Annotated in this window: 21 protein-coding genes; 15 read left to right on the top strand and 6 right to left on the bottom strand. The window is 70.5% G+C overall.

The genetic code is table 11. The features are described 5' to 3' along the window. Positions 1–96 precede the first annotated feature (96 nt). The 7 genes from OG393_RS11490 to OG393_RS11460 all read left to right on the top strand — a co-directional run bounded on the left by OG393_RS11490 (position 97) and on the right by OG393_RS11460 (position 7,859). Positions 97–1,137: a BMP family lipoprotein gene (locus OG393_RS11490; protein WP_327374568.1), complete on the top strand. Its 1,041-nt coding sequence runs from the start codon at positions 97–99 to the stop codon at positions 1,135–1,137. Between the two features lie 194 nt (positions 1,138–1,331). Then, positions 1,332–2,924 carry an ABC transporter ATP-binding protein gene (locus OG393_RS11485; protein ID WP_327378390.1) on the top strand — a complete coding sequence of 531 codons (1,593 nt, stop codon included), beginning with the start codon at positions 1,332–1,334 and terminating at the stop codon, positions 2,922–2,924. After that, on the top strand, positions 2,921–4,033 hold the full coding sequence (locus OG393_RS11480) for an ABC transporter permease (protein WP_327374567.1): 1,113 nt from the start codon (positions 2,921–2,923) through the stop codon (positions 4,031–4,033). Before OG393_RS11485 ends, OG393_RS11480 begins: the two co-directional genes overlap by 4 nt. Further along, on the top strand, positions 4,030–5,319 hold the full coding sequence (locus tag OG393_RS11475) for an ABC transporter permease (protein ID WP_327374566.1): 1,290 nt from the start codon (positions 4,030–4,032) through the stop codon (positions 5,317–5,319). Before OG393_RS11480 ends, OG393_RS11475 begins: the two co-directional genes overlap by 4 nt. Further along, complete coding sequence (locus OG393_RS11470) at positions 5,316–5,732, top strand: cytidine deaminase (RefSeq protein WP_327374565.1); 417 nt, start codon at positions 5,316–5,318, stop codon at positions 5,730–5,732. The genes OG393_RS11475 and OG393_RS11470 overlap by 4 nt, the downstream gene beginning before the upstream one ends. Positions 5,733–5,814: 82 nt before the next feature. Then, positions 5,815–7,092 (top strand): thymidine phosphorylase, encoded by a 1,278-nt coding sequence (locus OG393_RS11465; RefSeq protein ID WP_327374564.1) that lies wholly within the window; start codon positions 5,815–5,817, stop codon positions 7,090–7,092. Positions 7,093–7,301: 209 nt separating this feature from the next. Beyond that, the gene (locus tag OG393_RS11460; RefSeq protein WP_327374563.1) at positions 7,302–7,859 is read left to right on the top strand and encodes an HD domain-containing protein; all 558 of its coding nucleotides are present in this window, start codon (positions 7,302–7,304) and stop codon (positions 7,857–7,859) included. Here OG393_RS11460 and OG393_RS11455 read toward each other — a convergent pair. Together OG393_RS11455 and OG393_RS11450 are read right to left on the bottom strand one after the other, a co-directional pair. Then, on the bottom strand, positions 7,847–8,314 hold the full coding sequence (locus OG393_RS11455) for an NUDIX hydrolase (RefSeq protein WP_327374562.1): 468 nt from the start codon (positions 8,312–8,314) through the stop codon (positions 7,847–7,849). The two genes, OG393_RS11460 and OG393_RS11455, sit on opposite strands and share 13 nt — an antisense overlap. Beyond that, positions 8,301–9,077 (bottom strand): XRE family transcriptional regulator, encoded by a 777-nt coding sequence (locus tag OG393_RS11450; protein WP_327374561.1) that lies wholly within the window; start codon positions 9,075–9,077, stop codon positions 8,301–8,303. Before OG393_RS11450 ends, OG393_RS11455 begins: the two co-directional genes overlap by 14 nt. A 425-nt stretch (positions 9,078–9,502) precedes the next feature. Between OG393_RS11450 and OG393_RS11440 the strand changes: the two genes are divergently transcribed. From OG393_RS11440 to OG393_RS11420, 5 genes are all read left to right on the top strand, one after another. Further along, positions 9,503–10,405 carry a radical SAM protein gene (locus OG393_RS11440; protein ID WP_327374560.1) on the top strand — a complete coding sequence of 301 codons (903 nt, stop codon included), beginning with the start codon at positions 9,503–9,505 and terminating at the stop codon, positions 10,403–10,405. After that, positions 10,398–11,036: a hypothetical protein gene (locus tag OG393_RS11435; protein WP_327374559.1), complete on the top strand. Its 639-nt coding sequence runs from the start codon at positions 10,398–10,400 to the stop codon at positions 11,034–11,036. The genes OG393_RS11440 and OG393_RS11435 overlap by 8 nt, the downstream gene beginning before the upstream one ends. Next, on the top strand, positions 10,954–11,601 hold the full coding sequence (locus OG393_RS11430; protein ID WP_327374558.1) for a class I SAM-dependent methyltransferase: 648 nt from the start codon (positions 10,954–10,956) through the stop codon (positions 11,599–11,601). The genes OG393_RS11435 and OG393_RS11430 overlap by 83 nt, the downstream gene beginning before the upstream one ends. Positions 11,602–11,625: 24 nt before the next feature. Continuing rightward, entirely contained in the window at positions 11,626–12,213 is a 588-nt protein-coding gene (locus OG393_RS11425; protein WP_327374557.1) for a class IV adenylate cyclase, read from the top strand. 320 nt (positions 12,214–12,533) lie between these two features. After that, positions 12,534–12,818 carry an STAS domain-containing protein gene (locus OG393_RS11420; RefSeq protein ID WP_327374556.1) on the top strand — a complete coding sequence of 95 codons (285 nt, stop codon included), beginning with the start codon at positions 12,534–12,536 and terminating at the stop codon, positions 12,816–12,818. Here OG393_RS11420 and OG393_RS11415 read toward each other — a convergent pair whose 3' ends face one another. Together OG393_RS11415 and OG393_RS11410 are read right to left on the bottom strand one after the other, a co-directional pair. Further along, complete coding sequence (locus OG393_RS11415; protein ID WP_327374555.1) at positions 12,819–13,805, bottom strand: sigma-70 family RNA polymerase sigma factor; 987 nt, start codon at positions 13,803–13,805, stop codon at positions 12,819–12,821. It abuts the gene before it with no gap. A gap of 193 nt (positions 13,806–13,998) precedes the next feature. Further along, positions 13,999–15,270: an MFS transporter gene (locus tag OG393_RS11410; protein ID WP_327374554.1), complete on the bottom strand. Its 1,272-nt coding sequence runs from the start codon at positions 15,268–15,270 to the stop codon at positions 13,999–14,001. 62 nt (positions 15,271–15,332) lie between these two features. Here OG393_RS11410 and OG393_RS11405 point away from each other — a divergent pair, with 62 nt between their 5' ends. Beyond that, positions 15,333–16,286, top strand: coding sequence for a LysR family transcriptional regulator (locus tag OG393_RS11405; protein ID WP_327374553.1), 954 nt, complete (start codon positions 15,333–15,335; stop codon positions 16,284–16,286). 54 nt (positions 16,287–16,340) lie between these two features. Here the strand turns inward: OG393_RS11405 and OG393_RS11400 are convergent, their stop codons facing one another. Continuing rightward, entirely contained in the window at positions 16,341–17,126 is a 786-nt protein-coding gene (locus tag OG393_RS11400) for an alpha/beta hydrolase (RefSeq protein WP_327374552.1), read from the bottom strand. Positions 17,127–17,254: 128 nt separating this feature from the next. On the opposite strand from OG393_RS11400, the gene OG393_RS11395 reads away from it, so the two are divergent. Continuing rightward, positions 17,255–18,409: an adenosine deaminase gene (locus tag OG393_RS11395; protein WP_327374551.1), complete on the top strand. Its 1,155-nt coding sequence runs from the start codon at positions 17,255–17,257 to the stop codon at positions 18,407–18,409. A gap of 164 nt (positions 18,410–18,573) precedes the next feature. Continuing rightward, on the top strand, positions 18,574–18,942 hold the full coding sequence (locus OG393_RS11390) for a hypothetical protein (RefSeq protein ID WP_327374550.1): 369 nt from the start codon (positions 18,574–18,576) through the stop codon (positions 18,940–18,942). A gap of 89 nt (positions 18,943–19,031) precedes the next feature. Here the strand turns inward: OG393_RS11390 and OG393_RS11385 are convergent, their stop codons facing one another. After that, positions 19,032–19,232, bottom strand: coding sequence for a PspC domain-containing protein (locus OG393_RS11385; RefSeq protein WP_327374549.1), 201 nt, complete (start codon positions 19,230–19,232; stop codon positions 19,032–19,034). Between the last annotated feature and the right edge of the window lie 11 nt (positions 19,233–19,243).

Below are 19,243 nucleotides of genomic sequence, written 5' to 3'. Positions count from 1 at the left end.
TGAACGGGTCTTTAACTGACATCTACGCGCGTTACGATCCACGCGAAACCAGCGCCGGAAGAGGCGCTTTCGGTCAGTCTCGAAGGGACCCTCCTCTTGCGCCGGGTATCCAAGATCGTTTCCGCGTCCATCGCGACCGCGGCCCTCGCTCTCACCGCCACCGCGTGTGGCGAGTCGTCCACCGAGGACACTGGCTCCGACTCAGGCACGCTGAAGGTCGGTATGGCCTACGACGTCGGCGGCCGTGGCGACAACTCCTTCAACGACTCCGCGGCCCGTGGCCTCGACAAGGCCAAGGCCGACCTCGACGTCCAGACCAAGGAGCTCACCGCCAAGAACGGTGAGACCCCCGCCGACCGCGAGCAGCGTCTCGCCTCGCTCGCCGAGGGTGGCTACAACCCGGTCATCGGTGTCGGCTTCGCCTACAAGGACTCGATCGACAAGGTCGCGGCGAAGTACCCGAAGACCACCTTCGGCCTGGTCGACTCCGTCTCCGACCTGAAGAACGTCGACTCGATCGTCTTCACCGAGGAGCAGGGCTCGTACCTCGCCGGTGTGGCCGCCGCCCTGAAGTCCAAGGACGGCAAGATCGGCTTCATCGGTGGCGTCGACCTCCCGCTGATCAAGAAGTTCGCCGCGGGCTTCCAGCAGGGCGTCAAGGACACCAACCCGAACGCCTCGGTGCAGATCCAGTACCTGTCCACCGGTACGGACATGTCCGGCTTCGGCGCGCCCGACAAGGGCAAGGCCGCCGCCAAGGGCATGCTCGACAAGGGCATCGACGTGATCTACGCCGCCGCGGGCGGTTCGGGCGCCGGCGCCATCGAGGCCGTCGCCGCCAAGCCGGGCACCTGGGCGATCGGTGTCGACTCGGACCAGGCCAAGGACCCGGCCCTGTCCAAGTACGCCGACTCGATCCTGACCTCGGTCGTCAAGAACGTCGACACCGGCGTCTTCGAGCTGATCAAGTCCGTGCAGGACGGCAAGCCGATGACCGGCACGCACTCCTACTCGCTCGCCGAGGACGGTGTGTCGCTGACCGCCACGGGTGGTCACCTCGACGACATCCAGGCCAAGATCGACGAGGCCAAGCAGAAGATCATCGACGGTCAGATCAAGGTCGCCACGACCCTCTGACGCACGTCGGAGGGGGCCCGGGGAGCGGCTTCGGCCGACACTCCGGGCCCCCTTTCACACGTATATCCGCAGGCAGTTGAACGATTTTCCCAATGCTACGCGCGTAGCTAAGGGCCCACAGGGTATTTTTCGCCACCGACAACGCCTGCGATCCGCCTCAGCCTCCTCACGCTCCCTGCCTAGGAGAGTGCGTCATCAAAGCCTCCAGCTCCAGCAGTCCCAACGCCGTAGAACTCCGCGGCATCACCAAGCGTTTCCCGGGAGTCGTGGCCAACCACGACATCGACATCACCGTGCGCCGCGGCACCGTGCACGCCCTCGTGGGCGAGAACGGCGCGGGCAAGTCGACCCTGATGAAGATCCTCTACGGCATGCAGAAGCCGGACGAGGGCACCATCGCGGTCGACGGCGAGCGGGTGGTGTTCCACAACCCGGGCGACGCCATCGCCCGCGGTGTCGGCATGGTGCACCAGCACTTCATGCTCGCGGACAACCTCACCGTCCTCGAGAACGTCGTCCTCGGCTCCGAGAAGCTCTACGGCATCGGGGACAGGGCCCGCGCGAAGATCAAGGAGATCTCCGACGCCTACCATCTCGGCGTCCGCCCGAACGTCCTCATGGAGGACCTCGGCGTGGCCGACCGCCAGCGCGTCGAGATCCTGAAGGTCCTCTACCGAGGTGCCCGCACCCTGATCCTCGACGAGCCGACCGCGGTCCTCGTCCCGCAGGAGGTCGACGCGCTCTTCGACAACCTGCGCGAGCTCAAGGCCGAGGGCCTGACCGTCATCTTCATCTCCCACAAGCTGGGCGAGGTCCTGTCGGTCGCCGACGAGATCACCGTCATCCGGCGCGGCACGACGGTCGGCACCGCAGACCCGCGGCACACGACGACCAAGCAGCTCGCCGAGCTGATGGTCGGCAGCGAGCTGCCCTCCCCGGAGACCCGCGAGTCGACCGTCACCGACATCCCGATGCTGGAGGTCCGGGACCTCTCGCTGAGCGCGGTCGACCCCGACGGCATCGTCCGCACGGTCCTCGACGGGATCGGCTTCACCATCCGCAAGGGCGAGGTGCTCGGCATCGCGGGCGTCGAGGGCAACGGTCAGTCCGAGCTCGTCGACACGATCATGGGCATGCGCCACCCCGACCACGGCGCCCTCACCCTGGACGGCGCCGACATCTCCGCCGCGCCGACCCGTAAGCGCCGCGAGGACGGCATCGGCTGCATCCCCGAGGACCGCCACCGGCACGGCCTGCTGCTGAACGCCCCCCTCTGGGAGAACCGCATCCTCGGTCACGTCACCGAGAAGCCCAACTCCAAGGGCCCCTTCCTCGACATCAAGGCCGCGCGCAAGGACACCGAGCGGATCGTCCGCGACTACGACGTCCGCACCCCGGGCATCGAGGTCACCGCGGCCTCCCTCTCCGGCGGAAACCAGCAGAAGCTGATCGTCGGCCGCGAGATGAGCCACGACCCCAAGCTGCTGATCGCCGCGCACCCCACCCGCGGCGTGGACGTCGGCGCGCAGGCGCAGATCTGGGACCAGATCCGCGAGGCGCGCAGGGAGGGCCTCGCGGTGCTGCTGATCTCCGCGGACCTCGACGAGCTGATCGGCCTCTCCGACACCCTGCGGGTGATGTACCGCGGCAGGCTCGTCGCCGACGCCGACCCGGCCGCCATCACCCCGGAGGAGCTGGGCTCGGCCATGACCGGCGCCGCCGCCGGCCACCTTCAGCACGAACAGAGCCCTGAGGGCACCCACGGCCCGGAGGACGAGGCCCGATGAAGAAGTTCGACAAGGAGCGACTGCTCCTCGGCATCGCGGCGCCGCTGCTCGCGATCGTCGCCGCCTTCCTGGTCACCGCCCTGGTGCTGGCGGCCACCGGCAAGGAGCCGTTCAGCGCGTTCGGCATCATGTTCGACTACGGTCTGAAGTCGGACAGCCAGGTCTACATCATCAACAAGGGAACGACGTACTACCTCGCGGGTATCGCGGTGGCCGTCGGCTTCCGCATGAACCTGTTCAACATCGGTGTGGACGGCCAGTACCGGCTCGCGGCCTTCTTCGCCGCCGCCGTCGGTGGCGCGCTGACGCTTCCCGGTGTCGTCCAGATCCCGCTGATCATCCTCACCGCGATGATCGTCGGCGCGATGTGGGCCGGTATCGCCGGTGTCCTCAAGGTCACCCGGGGCGTCAGCGAGGTCGTCTCCACGATCATGCTGAACTTCATCGCCACCGCGATCATCGGCTACCTGCTCCAGCCCGGCCGTCTCGGCCACCTGGACGCGGCCGGCACGAAGGTGTCGACGACCCCGATCCCGGAGTCCTCCCACTTCTTCGAGTTCCCGACCACCCCGACCCCGGTCGTCGGCTTCGTCGTCGTCGCCGCCCTGGTGGGTGTCGGCTACTGGTTCACGCTGTCGCGCAGCCGCTTCGGCTTCGACCTGCGCACCGTCGGCCAGTCCGACACGGCCGCCGCGGCCAGCGGCGTGAACGTGAAGAAGATGGTCGTCACCTCCATGCTGATCTCCGGCGCCCTGGCCGGCCTCATCGGCATGCCGACGCTGCTCAACGACTCCTACGAGTTCTCCGGCGGCTTCCCGGTCGGCATCGGCTTCACCGGCATCGCCATCGCCCTGCTGGGCCGCAACCACCCGGTCGGCATCGCACTCGCCGCGATCCTCTGGGCCTTCCTGGAGCGCGGCGGGCAGCAGCTGGAGTTCGACGACTACGACCGGGAGATCGTCGGCGTCATGCAGGGCGTCATCGTGCTCTGCGTCGTCATCGCCTACGAGGTCGTCCGGCGCTACGGCGTCAAGCGTCAGCAGCGACAGGTCGGCGAGAGGCTCGCGGCCCAGGCCCGTTCCAACGACAAGACGGAGGTGTCGGCGTGACCGCCACGGCGACTTCCACCCCGCCGCCCGCCTCCCGCAAGGCGTCCCGCGGCAAGGGGGGCCGCTCCCGGCTCTCCCTCCCCGTGATCCTGCTGATCATCGCGGGCGGGTTGCTGGCCCTCTCCGCGGCCCGGGCCATCACCGGGGCCCAGGACCTCACCTCGGCCGGCCAGATCAGCGCCGCCCTCTCGCTCGCCGTGCCCATCGGCCTCGCCGGTCTCGGCGGCCTGTGGTCCGAGCGCGCGGGTGTGGTCAACATCGGCCTCGAGGGCATGATGATCCTCGGCACCTTCTTCGGTGCCTGGGCCGGCTGGCAGACCAGCCCCTGGCTCGGCATCCTCGCCGGCATCCTGGGCGGCATGCTCGGCGGCCTGCTGCACGCCGTCGCCACCGTCACCTTCGGCGTCGACCACATCATCTCCGGTATCGCGATCAACATCCTGGCCGCCGGTGTCACCACCTACTTCGCCAAGCTGTGGTTCAACAGCGGCGAGGCGGCGGCCAAGGGCGGCAGCCCCAAGCAGTCCCCGCCGGCCGAGAGCATCACCACGGTCACCGTGCCGGGCCTGTCCGACTGGCTCTCCGACATCGAAAAGCACCACTGGTTCCTGGTCTCGGACCTGGCGGGCATCCTCGGCGGCCTGGTCACCAACGTCTCGGTGCTGACGATCATCGCGGTGCTGCTCATCGTCGGGACCTTCTTCATCCTGTGGAAGACGGCCTTCGGCCTGCGGCTGCGTTCCTGCGGCGAGAACCCGGTCGCCGCCGAGTCGCTCGGTGTCAACGTCTACAAGTACAAGTACATCGCGGTGGTCGTCTCCGGCGGTCTGGCCGGTCTCGGCGGCGCCTTCCTGTCCCTGGTCACCTCGCACATCTACAACGAGGGCCAGACGGGCGGCCGCGGTTACATCGGCCTCGCGGCGATGATCTTCGGTAACTGGCGGCCGGGCGGCCTCGCCATGGGCGCGGGCCTCTTCGGCTTCGCCGACGCGCTCCAGCTGCGCAGCGGCGGCAAGTCCGTGCACGCCCTGCTCCTGCTGCTCTTCGTCGCCCTCGTGGTCATCGCGGCCTGGAAGGCGTACAAGCGGCGCTGGATCACCTCGCAGATCGCCACCGTCATCGGCGTCGGCGTGCTGATCTGGTACCTGGGCACGGAGACGGTCCCGGTCGAGTTCGTCAGCGCCACCCCGTACGTGGTCACGCTGCTGGTGCTGTCGCTCTCCGCGCAGCGCCTGAGGATGCCCAAGGCGAACGGCATGCGCTACCGCAAGGGCGAGGGCAAGTGACCGAGCCCGAGGCCAAGCCGGTCACCGAGGCTGACTGGGACATCCTGCGCGAGGCGGCGCGGGACGCGATGTCCCGCGCGTACGCCCCGTACTCGGGCTTCCCGGTCGGCGTGGCCGCCCTGGTCGACGACGGGCGGACCGTCACCGGCTGCAACGTCGAGAACGCCTCCTACGGCCTCAGCCTGTGCGCCGAGTGTGGGCTCGTCTCGCAGCTCCAGGCGACCGGTGGCGGCCGGCTGACGCACTTCGTGTGCGTGGACGGCAAGGGCGAGCCGCTGGTGCCCTGCGGGCGCTGCCGGCAGCTGCTGTACGAGTTCGGCGGCCCCACGCTCGTCCTGGAGACCCCGGCCGGCCGGCTGACCCTGGCCGAGATGCTTCCGCAGGCATTCGGCCCGGACCACCTCGCCGGGTAGTACCCGAGAGCGGCCCTTCCGGCACGATGGGAAGGGCCGCTTCTCCTTTCCCCCTCTATGCGCGTAGAAAGAGGCACCACACATGGACGTCATCTCCGTCATCCGTACCAAGCGGGACAAGGGTGAGCTGAGCCCCGAGCAGATCGACTGGGTCATCGACGCCTACACCCGCGGAGAGGTCGCCGACGAGCAGATGTCGGCCCTGGCCATGGCGATCCTGCTGAACGGCATGAACCGTGGGGAGATCGCCCGCTGGACCGCCGCGATGATCGCGTCCGGAGAGCGGATGGACTTCTCTTCGCTGTCCCGGCCGACCGCGGACAAGCACTCCACCGGCGGCGTCGGCGACAAGATCACCCTCCCGCTGGCCCCGCTGGTCGCGGCCTGCGGCGCGGCCGTGCCGCAGCTGTCGGGCCGGGGCCTGGGCCACACCGGCGGCACGCTCGACAAGCTGGAGTCGATCCCCGGCTGGCGGGCACTGCTCTCCAACGAGGAGATGCTGCACGTCCTGGACACCACCGGAGCGGTGATCTGCGCGGCGGGCGACGGGCTCGCCCCGGCGGACAAGAAGCTCTACGCGCTGCGCGACGTCACCGGCACGGTCGAGGCGATCCCGCTGATCGCCTCCTCGATCATGTCGAAGAAGATCGCCGAGGGCACCGGTTCGCTGGTCCTGGACGTCAAGGTCGGCACCGGCGCGTTCATGAAGAGCATCGAGGACGCGCGCGAGCTCGCTGCCACGATGGTCGGCCTCGGCACCGACAGCGGTGTCAGGACCGTCGCCCTCCTCACCGACATGTCGACCCCGCTCGGCCTCACCGCCGGCAACGCCCTCGAAGTGCGCGAGTCCGTCGAGGTCCTGGCCGGCGGCGGCCCGGCGGACGTCGTCGAGCTGACCGTCGCGCTGGCGCGCGAGATGCTCGACGCGGCCGGGATCAAGGACGCCGACCCGGCCAAGGCGCTGGCCGACGGCTCGGCGATGGACGTGTGGCGCCGCATGATCGCGGCCCAGGGCGGCGACCCGGACGCGACCCTCCCGGTCGCCCGCGAGCAGCACGTCGTCACGGCCTCCTCCTCCGGCGTCCTCACCCGCCTCGACGCCTACGGCGTCGGCGTCGCCGCCTGGCGTCTCGGCGCGGGCCGCGCCCGCAAGGAGGACCCGGTGCAGGCGGGGGCGGGCGTCGAGCTGCACGCCAAGCCCGGCGACACGGTGACCGCGGGCCAGCCGCTGCTGACCCTGCACACCGACACACCGGAGAAGTTCGACTACGCGCTGAAGTCCCTGGAAGGCGCGTGGGACGTGGCCCCCGCGGGCACGGCGTTCACGGCGAACCCGATCGTGCTCGACCGCATCGCCTAGCCGGTACCGCAGCGGGTGACGCCGGCCTGCCCGGCGGGCGTCGCCCGCACGCTTTCCAGCGCTGGACTCCGCCGACCGGGACGGGAACGCGGGCCGTGACGAGGATCGATGAGCGGGCTCATGGCCCTCGCGGGGCTTCGAATCGGCGAGGACGCCGTAGGGAGTCCGGGGCGCGTTGTCGGAACCGTCCCTGTGGGCAGGTACCCGGCATGGGCGAACTGGGCGTGGGATGGGCGACGCAGGTAGCGGAAGCGGAACTCAGCGCTGTTCCACGGCGGTGGGCGCATACACAGGGAGTGGCCGAACGTGCGGCCGAGACAGGTCGGATCCTCGGCGAAAGTTCCCTGCTCGTTGCTGCCGCCACTCTGCACGATGTCGGGTACGCGACCAGGCTGGCCGTGACGGGCTTCCATCCGTTGGACGGGGCGCGGTTCCTGCGGGACGAGCATGGGGCGGACGAGCGCCTGGTGCGGCTCGTTGCGAACCACTCGTTCGCGCTTCTGGAGGCAGAGGAGCGCGGGCTGCGGGCGGAGCTGGCGGCGGAGTTCCCGCTGTTGGAGGAGCCGCTGCTGGTCGATGCGCTGGTCTATTGCGACATGACGACCACGCCCGACGGCGGCCGGACCACCGCGGAGGAACGGGTCGCGGAGATCCTGGGCCGCTACGGGGACGGCGGCGTGGTCGGGCGGTTCATCCACCGTGCGGCGCCGGAGATCTTCGCCGCCGTGGGGCGGGTGGAGGCGGCTCTGTCCGCTCAGCCGAGGTAGGGGTAGGTGCCGGCGAGGTAGTCGCCGATCTGCTGGCGCATACTGGCGTGGATGTCGTACCGGTCGAGATCGGCGGGCTGGACGAAACGCACGCCGTCGGCCTCGTCGTTGATCGTGGGCTCGCCGCCGACGGGGCGGCCGATGTAGGTGTTCTCGTACTGCTGGCGGATCTCGCCGTCGGTGTAGGCGACGATGTGCCGGGGGTTGGTGTAGACGCCGAGGAAGCCGGTGATCTCGGCGACGATCCCCGTCTCCTCCAGGCATTCGCGCACCGCGCACTCGGCCGCCGTCTCGCCGATGTCCTGGGCGCCACCCGGCAGTGCCCACTGACCGGTGTCACGGCGGCGCTGGAGCAGGATGGCGCCGCTGTTGTCGACGACCAGGAGGTTGCTGGCCGGGATGAGGGTGTTGGCCTTGGGAGCGTCGGGGTCGTTGTAGTACTCAGTCCTGCCCATGTGCGGCGGTCCCCTCGTGATCGGGCGTCCAGGGTCGTGCGCCGGCCCAGACGGCGTCGAAGCTCCGAGCGTAGTTGTCGAACCAACCGGTGGCATCCACTCGCCGCAGGTGGAACAGGGGGTTGGCGCTCGCCGGCCGGCCCCAGACGTGCGGGTTGACCAGCAGATCGTCGTCGTACCGGAAGAGGGAGTTGTAGAGCGTGGTGTCGTGGAGCCGCACCTCGCATCCGGCTTCGGACAGCAGCGGGCGGTAGTAGGTGAGAGAGGCGCGGATCTTGGCGGCGAGGGTGTCGCCGATGCCCTCCTCGTGGCCTCGGGTGGCGGCTGCACGGCCGCTCGGGTCGCCGAAGCAGAGGCGTACGCGTACCCCGGTGGCCGCGCGCTCGGCGAGCATCTCGGCGACGTGCGGGTTGGTCTGGGCGAAGAAGGTGCCGGAGAGGATCAGGACGTCGATCTGCCGCTGGGCGCCGTGGAGGAGGGCGAGCCATGTGTCTCGGGGGACGCTGGCCCGGTTCTGGTGGGTGCCGATGATCTCGCCGCTGCCCAAGCCGGTGACAGACCGACCGCTGTGTGACAGCGGTAGGGGCCAGAGGAAGGTCTCCTCGACACGCAGGTGCTGGGCAACGCTGAAGCGGTGCCGCGGGTGTGGCACGCGTCCGCCGAGCCACCGACCGACGGTCTTGGGGTCCACTTCGCAGGCTTCGGCGAGCGATTCGGGAGATATGCCGCGCTGGGCGAGTACGGAGTGAAGTCGCTCGTTCACGGACGCAATACAAGCCGAGTCGCGAGGGGGAGTGCAAGGACGCCACGTCGGCGGTGCGCAGCTCGGCGTCCTGTGGGACATCGACCACGCGCTCATCGGCAACGCAGACGTGAGCAAGGGGGTTTACTTCGCAGCGGCGTTCGTTCGCCGCGCCGGCCGGCTTGGCGCCGACCGATCCCGCATGCACGGAGGGATGTACGGACCGCCTGATCATGCGGGAGACGCTCGCGAGGCCCTATGTTCCCGAGCCAGGGTGAGGGCGGATCCGGGATGTTCTGGCCCATGCCGGGCCGCTTCGGGGCATCGCCGCGCGCTGAAAACGTCCCAGGACGTCCTCTGACCGTCCGCCTACGCGGTGACGCCGTCCACACCCACACAGCCACGATCGGATCCTCCCCGCCAGTCGACTGACCCAGGAGGCCCGCGTGATCCACGACGTCACCGGAATCCGCAGCATCCGGATGCTGTACTTGCAACTGCTGTTCCGCTGCAACTTCTCCTGCCTGCACTGCTTCCATGGCGACCGCCTCAAGCACGCCGACACCTTCACCGCAGAGGAGGCGGTAGGGCTCATCCGGCTCGTACGCGAGGAGTACGGGACCGAGGCGGTGACCCTGCTCGGCGGCGAACCCTTCCTCTACAAAGAGCTCGTACAAGTCGTCCGCTACACCCGCCAGGAGCTAGGGATGCGGGTGGAGATCTGCACCAACGGCTACCGGATCGAGCCTCGCCTCACCGAGATCGCTCCCTACGTGGACATGTTGCGGGTTTCATTGGAGGGTGTCGCCGACACCAACGACGACATCCGCAGGCAGGGCAGCTACCACGCCGCACTCAGCACGCTGAACCTCGCTCGGGAGCTCGGCGTCATGACGGCCGCGACGATGACCGTGACCTCCCGGAACATCGACGAGGTGCTGCCGCTGGCGCGGGTCATGCAGCGGTTCGGCGCCGGGCAGCTCAAGCTGCACTGCCTCCGCCCGGTCGGCAACGCCGCCCGACACCCCGAGCTCCTGGTCGGCGACCCGACCGCGTACACCCGTCTCCGCGAGGACCTCCGGACAGCCGGGCTCTCCATCGAGGTCATCCTCGACGAAGACCTCGCCGAGGGCGGGGCTCCGGAGATCTGCGCGCCGGCCGGCGGCCTTCGCGAGATCGAACGGATCGAGGCCGACCCGCGCGGCGCGCTCACTATGTCCTGCAAGGCTGTGGGCAAGGACGCGCACGCCTTCTGGTACGAGAAGACCGCCAACCACATCGCCCACCGGCCCTCCGCCACCGACGAACTCACCCTCGCCGTCCCGGACGTGGTGTACGCCCGTGCCTGACCGGCCGCTCTTCGAGGCACTCGAAGGCTTACGGGGAAGCGGGAAGTCCACCGTCGCGCCACTGCTCGCCGCGGCCAGGGGCGCCGCCCTGGTCCCGACAGTGCCGCTCTCCTACCAGCCGCTGCGGCGCCAGGTGGATCTGGGGGAGAGCGTCGAGGCCCGCCTGTGCTTCTACCTCGCGGCCCTGTTCACGGCCGCCGAGGAGATCCGAGAGCACCTCGCCGCCGGCACCCCGGTCGTCGTAGAGAGCTACTTCGCCCGGTGTCTCGCCAACCACCACGCCTTCGGGACCCGCCTCGGCGTCACCCTCCCGACGGACCTGCCTCAGCCCACGACGTACCACCTGCTGTGCACGGAAGACGAACGGCAGCGGCGCCTCGCCCAACGGACCAAGCCCATCTCCCGATGGGATGCCCTGAGCGAGGAAGCCTCGGGCCGGATCTCGACCGCCTACGCCCGGTTCCCGATGCGTCGGATCGACACCACCGGCCGTGCCCCGGAGCAGATCGTCCGGACGATCCTCACCACCGCCCAGGAAGGACGTCACCATGCGCACGCGGAGCTTGTGGGAGCACACCCTCACGTTCTTCCCCCAGTTCCTCGCCGCCCTGAAGGAACGCACGTCTCCTGACGCCACGGTCGCGGTCGTCGGCGCGAGCGACGGCAAGTTCGTCCTGCCCCTCGCCGCCGCCGGTTACCGTGTCATCGCCATCGAGCGCGACCCCTTCGCTCTCCACGGAGGCGAGGTCAGCCTTCCGGGTGACACCCAGGCCCAGGCCCCCGGCCTCATCGACCGCCTCAAGGCCGAGGAACTCCACGACCGGGTCCAGGTCATCGGCGAGGACTTCCTCACAGCCGAGATCCCCGAGGGCCACTGCGACGCCATCTGGACGAGCTGCTCCTGGCACTACAGTGCCAACCACCACAGCCCCCTCGGCGACTTCCTCCGCCGCATGCAGGCCCTCGTTCGTGAAGGGGGCTTGTTCGGCGCCGAGTTCATGATGCCCGTCGAAGAACGCCACCAGTTCATCGAGCACTACACCTCGCCCGAGAGACTCGCCCGCCACTTCACCCCCGGCTGGGACGTCCTGCTCACGCTGCGCACGAACCAGTTCGTCGAGCGCCCGCACCTCGGCCAACCCCACGACCACACGCACCGCATGGGCCTGCTCATCGCCGCCCACACTCCCAGGTAATCGACCCCGACGAGGAAGACGACCATGAAGCACGAGTACGAGGCCACGTTCCTGAACGTCGACGTCACCGCCCTGCAGGACAGGCTCACCGCCCTGGGCGCCACGCGGGCGTTCCCCCGCACCCTCCTCACCCGCAAGATCTTCGAGAACGACGCCCTCGACGGTGGCGCGTGGCTCCGGCTGCGGGACGAGGGGACCCGCTCCACCCTCACCCTCAAGCAGGTCACCGACGCGACGACCATCGACGGCACCACCGAGATCGAGACCGAGGTCACCGACCTCCACGCCATGGCCGACATCCTCCGCCGCCTCGGCCTCACCGAGGTCCGCTACCAGGAGAACTACCGCGAGGAGTGGCGCCTGGGCCAGGTCGCCTTCGACTTCGACACCTGGCCGGACCTCCCCACGTTCGTGGAGGTCGAGGGCCCGGACGAGGCATCCGTCCGCCAGGCCGCCGCCCTGCTCGACCTCGACTACACCGAGGCCCGCTTCGGCAGCGTCGACGAGATCTACAGGAGCGAGGCCGGCCGCGACATCCTCGCCGAGCCCACGCTCCTTTTCGCCGATTCCGACAAGCAGGAGGTTCCCTCCGAACCGGTCCGAGGCCGGTGACTCAGGACAAGCGTGCTCGCAGAGCTCACCCCCGAACGGTGCCCCCCCGGCGGCGACCGAAGGACCGCGACGGACTCTCGTGGCCCGCCGCGGACAGTGGAGGACGCGCGTCCTCCGGGGCGGTGAGTGGCGGCTCGCGTGGCGGATCCGGCGACGGCACGCGAGGCCGGCACCCTTGCGTGGTTCCCAGCAGCAGGTGACTCGAGCCCCGCGAACTGCGAGAGCAGTGGCTCCACCAGCAGCTTCAGCCGTGACCGCCGGAGCCCGCCCCCCCCCGACGGGCGCCGATGAGTTCCGGGGGTGGTGCCGGTCTCCCTGTCGTGGACACTTCCCGACCGATCGTTCTCACCCTCCCCGGACGCGTCACCCCGGACGACGCCGCCCGGCTCTGCGCCCAGCTGCGGGCCCGGTGCGGCGGAGCCGGGCCCGTCGACGTGGTCTGCGACGTCGGCGGTCTACGCCGCGCGGACCTGGCCGCCGTCGACGCGCTCGCCCGGCTGGCCCTCACGGCGGGGCGCCTCGGGCACCGGCTGCGCCTCCGGGGCGTCGGACCGGAGCTGCGGCTGCTCCTCGGCCTGGCCGGTCTGGAGGAGAAGCTGCGCTGATCACGCCTCCAGTCGCTCGGGCATGCCGAACAGCGGGAACCAGCGGGCGGTGTCGAGGAAGAAGGTCATCTCGCCGATCTTCCGGTCCGAGAGTTCCAGGACGATCAGCGCCCACGGCGTGTACCCGCCGTCGGGGTCCGGGTGGTACTGGGCGAACGCCGGCGAGCCGTTGGCCACCGTCGGAAGCAGCTTCGAGCCGGAGCAGACCTCGCCGACGCCGAGCATCCAGCCGACGATGTCGTCGTGACCGCGCAGCCACAGGTCGTACGGCGGCATGGACATCGTCGCGTCCTCGTGCAGGAGCGCGGTCAGCGCCTTCATGTCGTAGCCCTCGAAGGCGGCGACATAGCGCTCGAGGAGTTCCTTCTGCTTCGCGTCGAGCGGGTCCACGGTGTCCGAGGCCGTCGGTTCGTGTTCGGCGAGGGTCGCGCGCGCCCGCTGGAGCGCGCTGTTGACGGAGGCGACGGTGGAGCCGAGCAGTTCGGCCACCTCGCTCGCCTTCCAGGCCAGCACCTCGCGCAGGATCAGCACGGCACGCTGCCTGGGCGGCAGGTGCTGGAGCGCCGCGACGAACGCCAGCCGTACGGTCTCGCGGGACACCGCAGTCTCCGCCGGATCGGCTGTGGACGGCAGGACCCGACCGTCCGGTACCGGCTCCAGCCAGGTGACCTCCGGCCGGGTGTTCAACCGCGCCTGGGCTACCGGGGTCGCGGCCGTCAGGTCCATCGGACGGGCCCGGCGGTTGCCCGCGTTCAGCGCGTCCAGGCAGACGTTGGTCGCGATGCGGTACAGCCAGGAGCGCAGCGAGGAGCGTCCCTCGAAGGAGCCGATCGAACGCCAGGCCCGCACCATGGTGTCCTGCACCGCGTCCTCGGCCTCGAAGGAGGAGCCGAGCATGCGGTAGCAGTACCCGGTCAGCTCCGTGCGGTACTGCTCCAGCCGGGAGTCCGGCGCCTCGATGCCGCTGGTCGTCACGACGTCACTCATCCGTCCACCCACTCGCCGTCCGGCGCCCGTTCGGCGCCGGTGAGGGGAAGCTATCGCAGGGGACCGACAATCCGGTCGAGGTTCCCGGCTCGCGCACGCCCGCCGTCGAGGAACGGTGCGTACGGCATGCTCACCGACTTCTGCCGGGATGCCTCGTCCTTCGGAGCGGCGAGGGACGGGTCCCTCGCGGCGGTCAGCAGGCGCCGACCCGCAGGCGGCCGGACTCGGCCCGCGCGGCCACCCGCGCGCTGTGGCTGCCGTACAGCGTGACCGAGACGACGCCGAGGACGGCGACCAGGCCGATCAGGACGGTGCCGGCCCAGCCGCCCGCGTGGAAGGCGACCGCCCCGAGGGTGCCGCCCGCGCTGCTGCCCAGGTAGTACGCGGACTGGTAGAGCGCCGAAGCCTGCGCGCGGCCGGTCCTGGCGGTCCGGCTCACCGAGGAGGAGGCGACGGCGTGCCCCGCGAAGAAGCCGGCCGTGATCAGGACCAGGCCGGACAGCACGGCCGCGAGGGTGTTCCCGAGGGAGAGGCACAGCCCGGCCGCGGTCGTGCCGACCGCCAGGTAGAGGGCCCCGCGCCGGCCCAGCCGGCCGACCAGCCGGCCCGCCGCGGCCGAGGAGACGGTGCCGACGAGGTAGACCAGGAAGATCGAGCCGATCACGCCCTGCGGCAAGGAGAAAGGGGCCTGCGCCAGCCGGTAGCCGATGACGGTGTAGACCGCGCCGAACACCGTCATGAACAGCGCGCCGATCACGTAAAGGCGCACCAGCAGCGGGTCGGCGAGATGCGTGCGGACGGCCGTGACGAGGGCCCGGGGGTCGAGCGAACCGGGTGTGAAGTGACGGGCCGCGGGGATCAGGAGGCGGAAGGCCACCGCGCAGACGGCCGCCATGACGCCGACCGCGAGCAGCCCCGCGCGCCAGCCCCACGCCTGGGCGGCCCAGCCGGTCACGATCCGGCCGCTCATGCCCCCGATGGAGTTGCCCGCGACGAACAGGCCGACCGCCGCGATCAGCGCCTTCGGCCGGACCTCCTCGGCGAGGAAGGCCATCGCCGAGGCGGGCAGTCCGGCCAGTGCCGCGCCTTGGACGGCGCGCAGGGCGACCAGCCACTCCAGGTTCGGGGCGAAGGGAACCAGCAGCCCGACCGCGACGGCGACGGTGAGCGAGACGGTCATCATCGCGCGCCGGCCGAAGCGCTCGGAGAAGGCGCTCAGCGGCAGGACGAACAGGGCGAGCGCACCGGTGGCCGCGGAGACCGTCCACGAGGCCGCGGAGGCGGAGGCGCCGAACTCCGCCGAGATCGAGGGGAGAAGGGCCTGGGTGGAGTAGAGGAGGGCGAAGGCGGCGAGGCCGGCGGCGAAGAGCGCGAAGCTCATGCGGCGGTGACCGGGGGCTCCGGGGGCGAGGCGGGTGTCGGCGGCCGAGTGGGTGACGGCCGCCTTGGTACTGGCGGAAGGCATGTCTCGAACCTAAGGCGGCCTCTTTCATGCGTCCAATGCACGGAACTGCTGTAATCGTTCCCATGGTGCATGAGTACAGGTCACAGGGTCGTCTGTCACCGAACAGTAACGAAGAAGACATGGGACTGCTGCTCGCGCCCCGGCTCGCGTACTTCGCGGCGGTGGCCCGGCACGAGCATGTGACCAGGGCCGCGGCCGAGATGGGTGTGCCGCAGTCGACGCTCTCGCGGGCGATGGTCCGGCTCGAACACGACCTGGGGGTCGCCCTCTTCGCCCGCCGGGGACGCACCGTGTCGCTCACCCCCGCCGGGCGGACCTTCCTGCGCTCGGCGGAACGGGCGCTCGCGGAGGTGGAGCGGGCCGCGGACTCGGTGCGGACCGACGCGGACCCGACAGCCGGGCGGATCGCCTTCGGTTTTCTCCACACCATGGGCTCGGAGACGGTCCCCGGGCTCATCCGGGCGTTCCGCGTCGACCACCCGCGGGTCCGGTTCACACTCGTGCAGAACTACGGCGAGGCGATGATCGAACGACTGCGCGCCGGGGACCTCGACCTCTGCCTGACCTCGCCCGTCCCGGACGCCCCCGACCTGGTCGCCCGGCGCCTCGACGAGCAGCGGCTGCGCCTGGTCGTCCCGGACGACCACCGTCTCGCGACACGCAAGCGGGTCCGGCTGGCGGAGGCCGCCGAGGAGACCTTCGTGACGCTCGAACCCGGCTACGGGCTGCGCCGCATCGCCGACGACCTCTGTGCCGACGCCGGATTCACCCCGCGCGTCGCCTTCGAGGGCGAGGAGGCCGAGACCTTGCGCGGGCTGGTCGCGGCCGGTCTCGGCGTCGCCCTCCTGCCCCCGCCGGCCGTCCCGCGCCCCGGCGTCGTGGAACTCGCCGTCACGGCCCCGCGTGCCGTCCGCGAGATCGGCGTCGCCTGGCTCGACGGCCACCCGGACACCGCCCCGGTTGCCGCCTTCAAACGGTTCCTGCTGAGCAAGCGGGGCAGCCTGCTGCCCGACTGAGCCCCGGTCGGTGCCCGCCCGACAGGCGCCGGAACTCCCGGCCCCGCAAGCCCGTCACCGGCGTGGCGAGCCGCCGAAACCCGCCGCCAGCGGCATCCGCAGTCCGAGCGGAGGCGGCGCCGCCAGGGCATCGGCGACCGGCCGGGCGTAGGGGCGGGAGAAGAGCGAGCCGAGGACGAAGTCGGCTGCCAGGGCTTGGACTTCGTCGCGGTACTGGCGCAGCGCGTGCCCGTCCGAGTGGACCTCGAAGCGGCACACGTCGCGGTTGGACTTCTTGGCCCGTTCCGCCAGCCGGTAGGACAGCTCCGGATCGGTGCGGGCGTCGTTGGTGCCGTGCACGAACAGCACCCGGCGGCCGACGAGTTGACGTACAGGTTCCGGTTCGGCCGCCACGTCCTCCTCCGGCAGCCAGGGCGCCAGCGCCAGGACCGAGTCGACCGCCGGCTCTTCCGCCGCCCGCAGCGCCGCGCGGGCGCCCATCCCGTGTCCGGCCAGGCAGACCGGCACGTCACCGTAGCGCCGTACCGCCTCCGCCACCGCCCACGAGGCGTCCGCGGCCTGCTGCGCGTCCGCGCCGTTCCAGCCCCGCCCGCGGTAGTGCACCACGTGGGCGACCAGCCCGTCCGCCGCCCCGGCCCGGACCAGCCGGCGTCCCAACGGCAGCACCGCCGCGTGCGCGCGGGCCGAGGGGCCCCGCCCCGACACCACCTCACCGTCCGGCAGGAGCAGGACCACCCCGCCCACCGCGGAGTCCGACGGGGAGGCTCCGACGGGCCGTCCGAGCCGGGGTGTCCGGGTTCTCCGGAGGCCGGCCGTCCCCACGAGTGCGAAGTGCGCCATGACGGAACATTCTCAGAAGGCGAGGTGTACGCCATCCGTACGCGCGGTCACTGTTACATATCGACATCGTCCGTCGACGAGTCGGCGCGGGGGGAGCGATCTACGCGCGTAGGGGCTAGAGTGCCGAAATGACGAGCCAGATCCCGAACATCCCCACCCCGGACCAGATCCGCCGCGCTCCGAAGGTGCTCCTGCACGACCACCTCGACGGCGGACTGCGCCCCGGCACGATCGTCGAACTCGCCGCCGCCCAGGGCTACGGCAACCTTCCCGAGACCGAGCCCGACAAGCTCGGCATCTGGTTCCGCGAAGCCGCCGACTCCGGCTCGCTGGAGCGCTATCTGGAGACCTTCGCGCACACCTGCGCCGTCATGCAGACCCGCGAGGCGCTGGTCCGGGTCGCCGCCGAGTGCGCGGTGGACCTCGCCGAGGACGGTGTCGTGTACGCCGAGATCCGCTACGCCCCCGAGCAGCACCTGGAGGGCGGTCTCACCCTGGAGGAGGTCGTCGAGGCCGTCAACGAGGGCTTCCGGGAAGGCGAGCGTCAGGCCAGGGCCAACGGTCACCGCATCCGGGTGGGCGCCCTGCTGACCGCCATGCGGCACGCCGCCCGTGCCCTGGAGATCGCCGAACTCGCCAACTCCTACCGCGACGCCGGAGTCGTCGGCTTCGACATCGCGGGCGCCGAAGCCGGTTTCCCGCCCACCCGTCACCTCGACGCCTTCGAGTACCTCAAGCGGGAGAACAACCACTTCACCATCCACGCCGGCGAGGCGTTCGGGCTTCCGTCGATCTGGCAGGCGCTCCAGTGGTGCGGTGCCGACCGGCTCGGCCACGGCGTGCGCATCATCGACGACATCGAGGTGGCGGACGACGGCACGGTGAAGCTGGGCCGGCTGGCCGCGTACGTCAGGGACAAGCGCGTCCCGTTGGAGATGTGCCCCACCTCCAACCTCCAGACCGGCGCCGCCACCTCCTACGCCGAGCACCCGATCGGGCTGCTGCGCAAGCTGCACTTCCGGGCCACGGTGAACACCGACAACCGCCTGATGAGCGGCACCAGTATGAGCCGGGAATTCGAGCTGCTGGTCGAGGCGTTCGACTACACGCTCGACGACATGGCGTGGTTCACCGTCAATGCGATGAAATCGGCATTCATTCCTTTCGATGAACGGCTGGCCATGATCAACGATGTGATCAAGCCCGGCTATGCCGAGCTGAAGTCCGAATGGCTGTTCCAGCAGGCTGCCGTGACCAGCGACTCTTCGCGCCACACGGGCTGATCTCGGCGAACTGGCGGGAAATCGAAGCGGTCGGGGAGCGTAACCCCCGGCCGCTTCGTGGTGTTTGCGGAAGTGTCAATCGTCGGCCGGACTGCGGAGCTGCTCCGCATTCCTCCGCGTCCCCGCCCTGCTGAATCCCCGAGATCCCCAAGGATGTTTTTCTGATGAAGCAGTCTGCCGCCAAGAAGCTCGGTGTCGCCGCTCTCGGTGCCGCTTTCGCCGCCACCGCCGCCGGTACGGCCTCCGCCGCCCCGGCGCTGCCCGCCGCCCCCGACGCGCTCGGCCTGGTCACCCAGACCGTTCCCCTGGGCGACGGCCTCACCGAGCTCCCCGACGGCGCGTCCGAGTCCCTCCTCGCCGGCCAGGGGGCCGTCGGCAGCAGCGTCGACCAGGGCGTCAAGACCCTCCCGGCCGCCGCCGGGCAGGCCACCCGCAGCCTCCCTCTGGACGCCGCCTCCGGCCCGCTGGGCTCCACCCCGGTCGGCGGCCTGCTCGGCGGCCTCCCGCTGAACGGCCTTCCGCTGGGCGGCTGACGGTACCCGCGCCACGGCCGAGGGGGCGCCCACCCGGTGGGCGCCCCCTCGCCGTTCCTCCGCGCCGCTCGTCCGGGCGCGGGGGCGGCCTACCAGGCCTGGTGTGCCGGCTTCTCCGCCGGCAGCAGCAGCCACAGCGCCAGGTACAGCAGGAACTGCGGGCCGGGCAGCAGGCAGGAGACGAGGAAGACGACCCGCATGGTGGTGGCGGAGGTGCCGAAGCGCCGGGCCAGCGCCGCGCACACCCCGCCGATCATGCGTCCGTCACGAGGGCGGGCAAGTGCGGCCATGATGGGCTCCT

Source organism: Streptomyces sp. NBC_01216, assembly GCF_035994945.1.
Taxonomy (GTDB): domain Bacteria; phylum Actinomycetota; class Actinomycetes; order Streptomycetales; family Streptomycetaceae; genus Streptomyces.
This window is presented reverse-complemented; position numbering and strand designations above follow the sequence as displayed.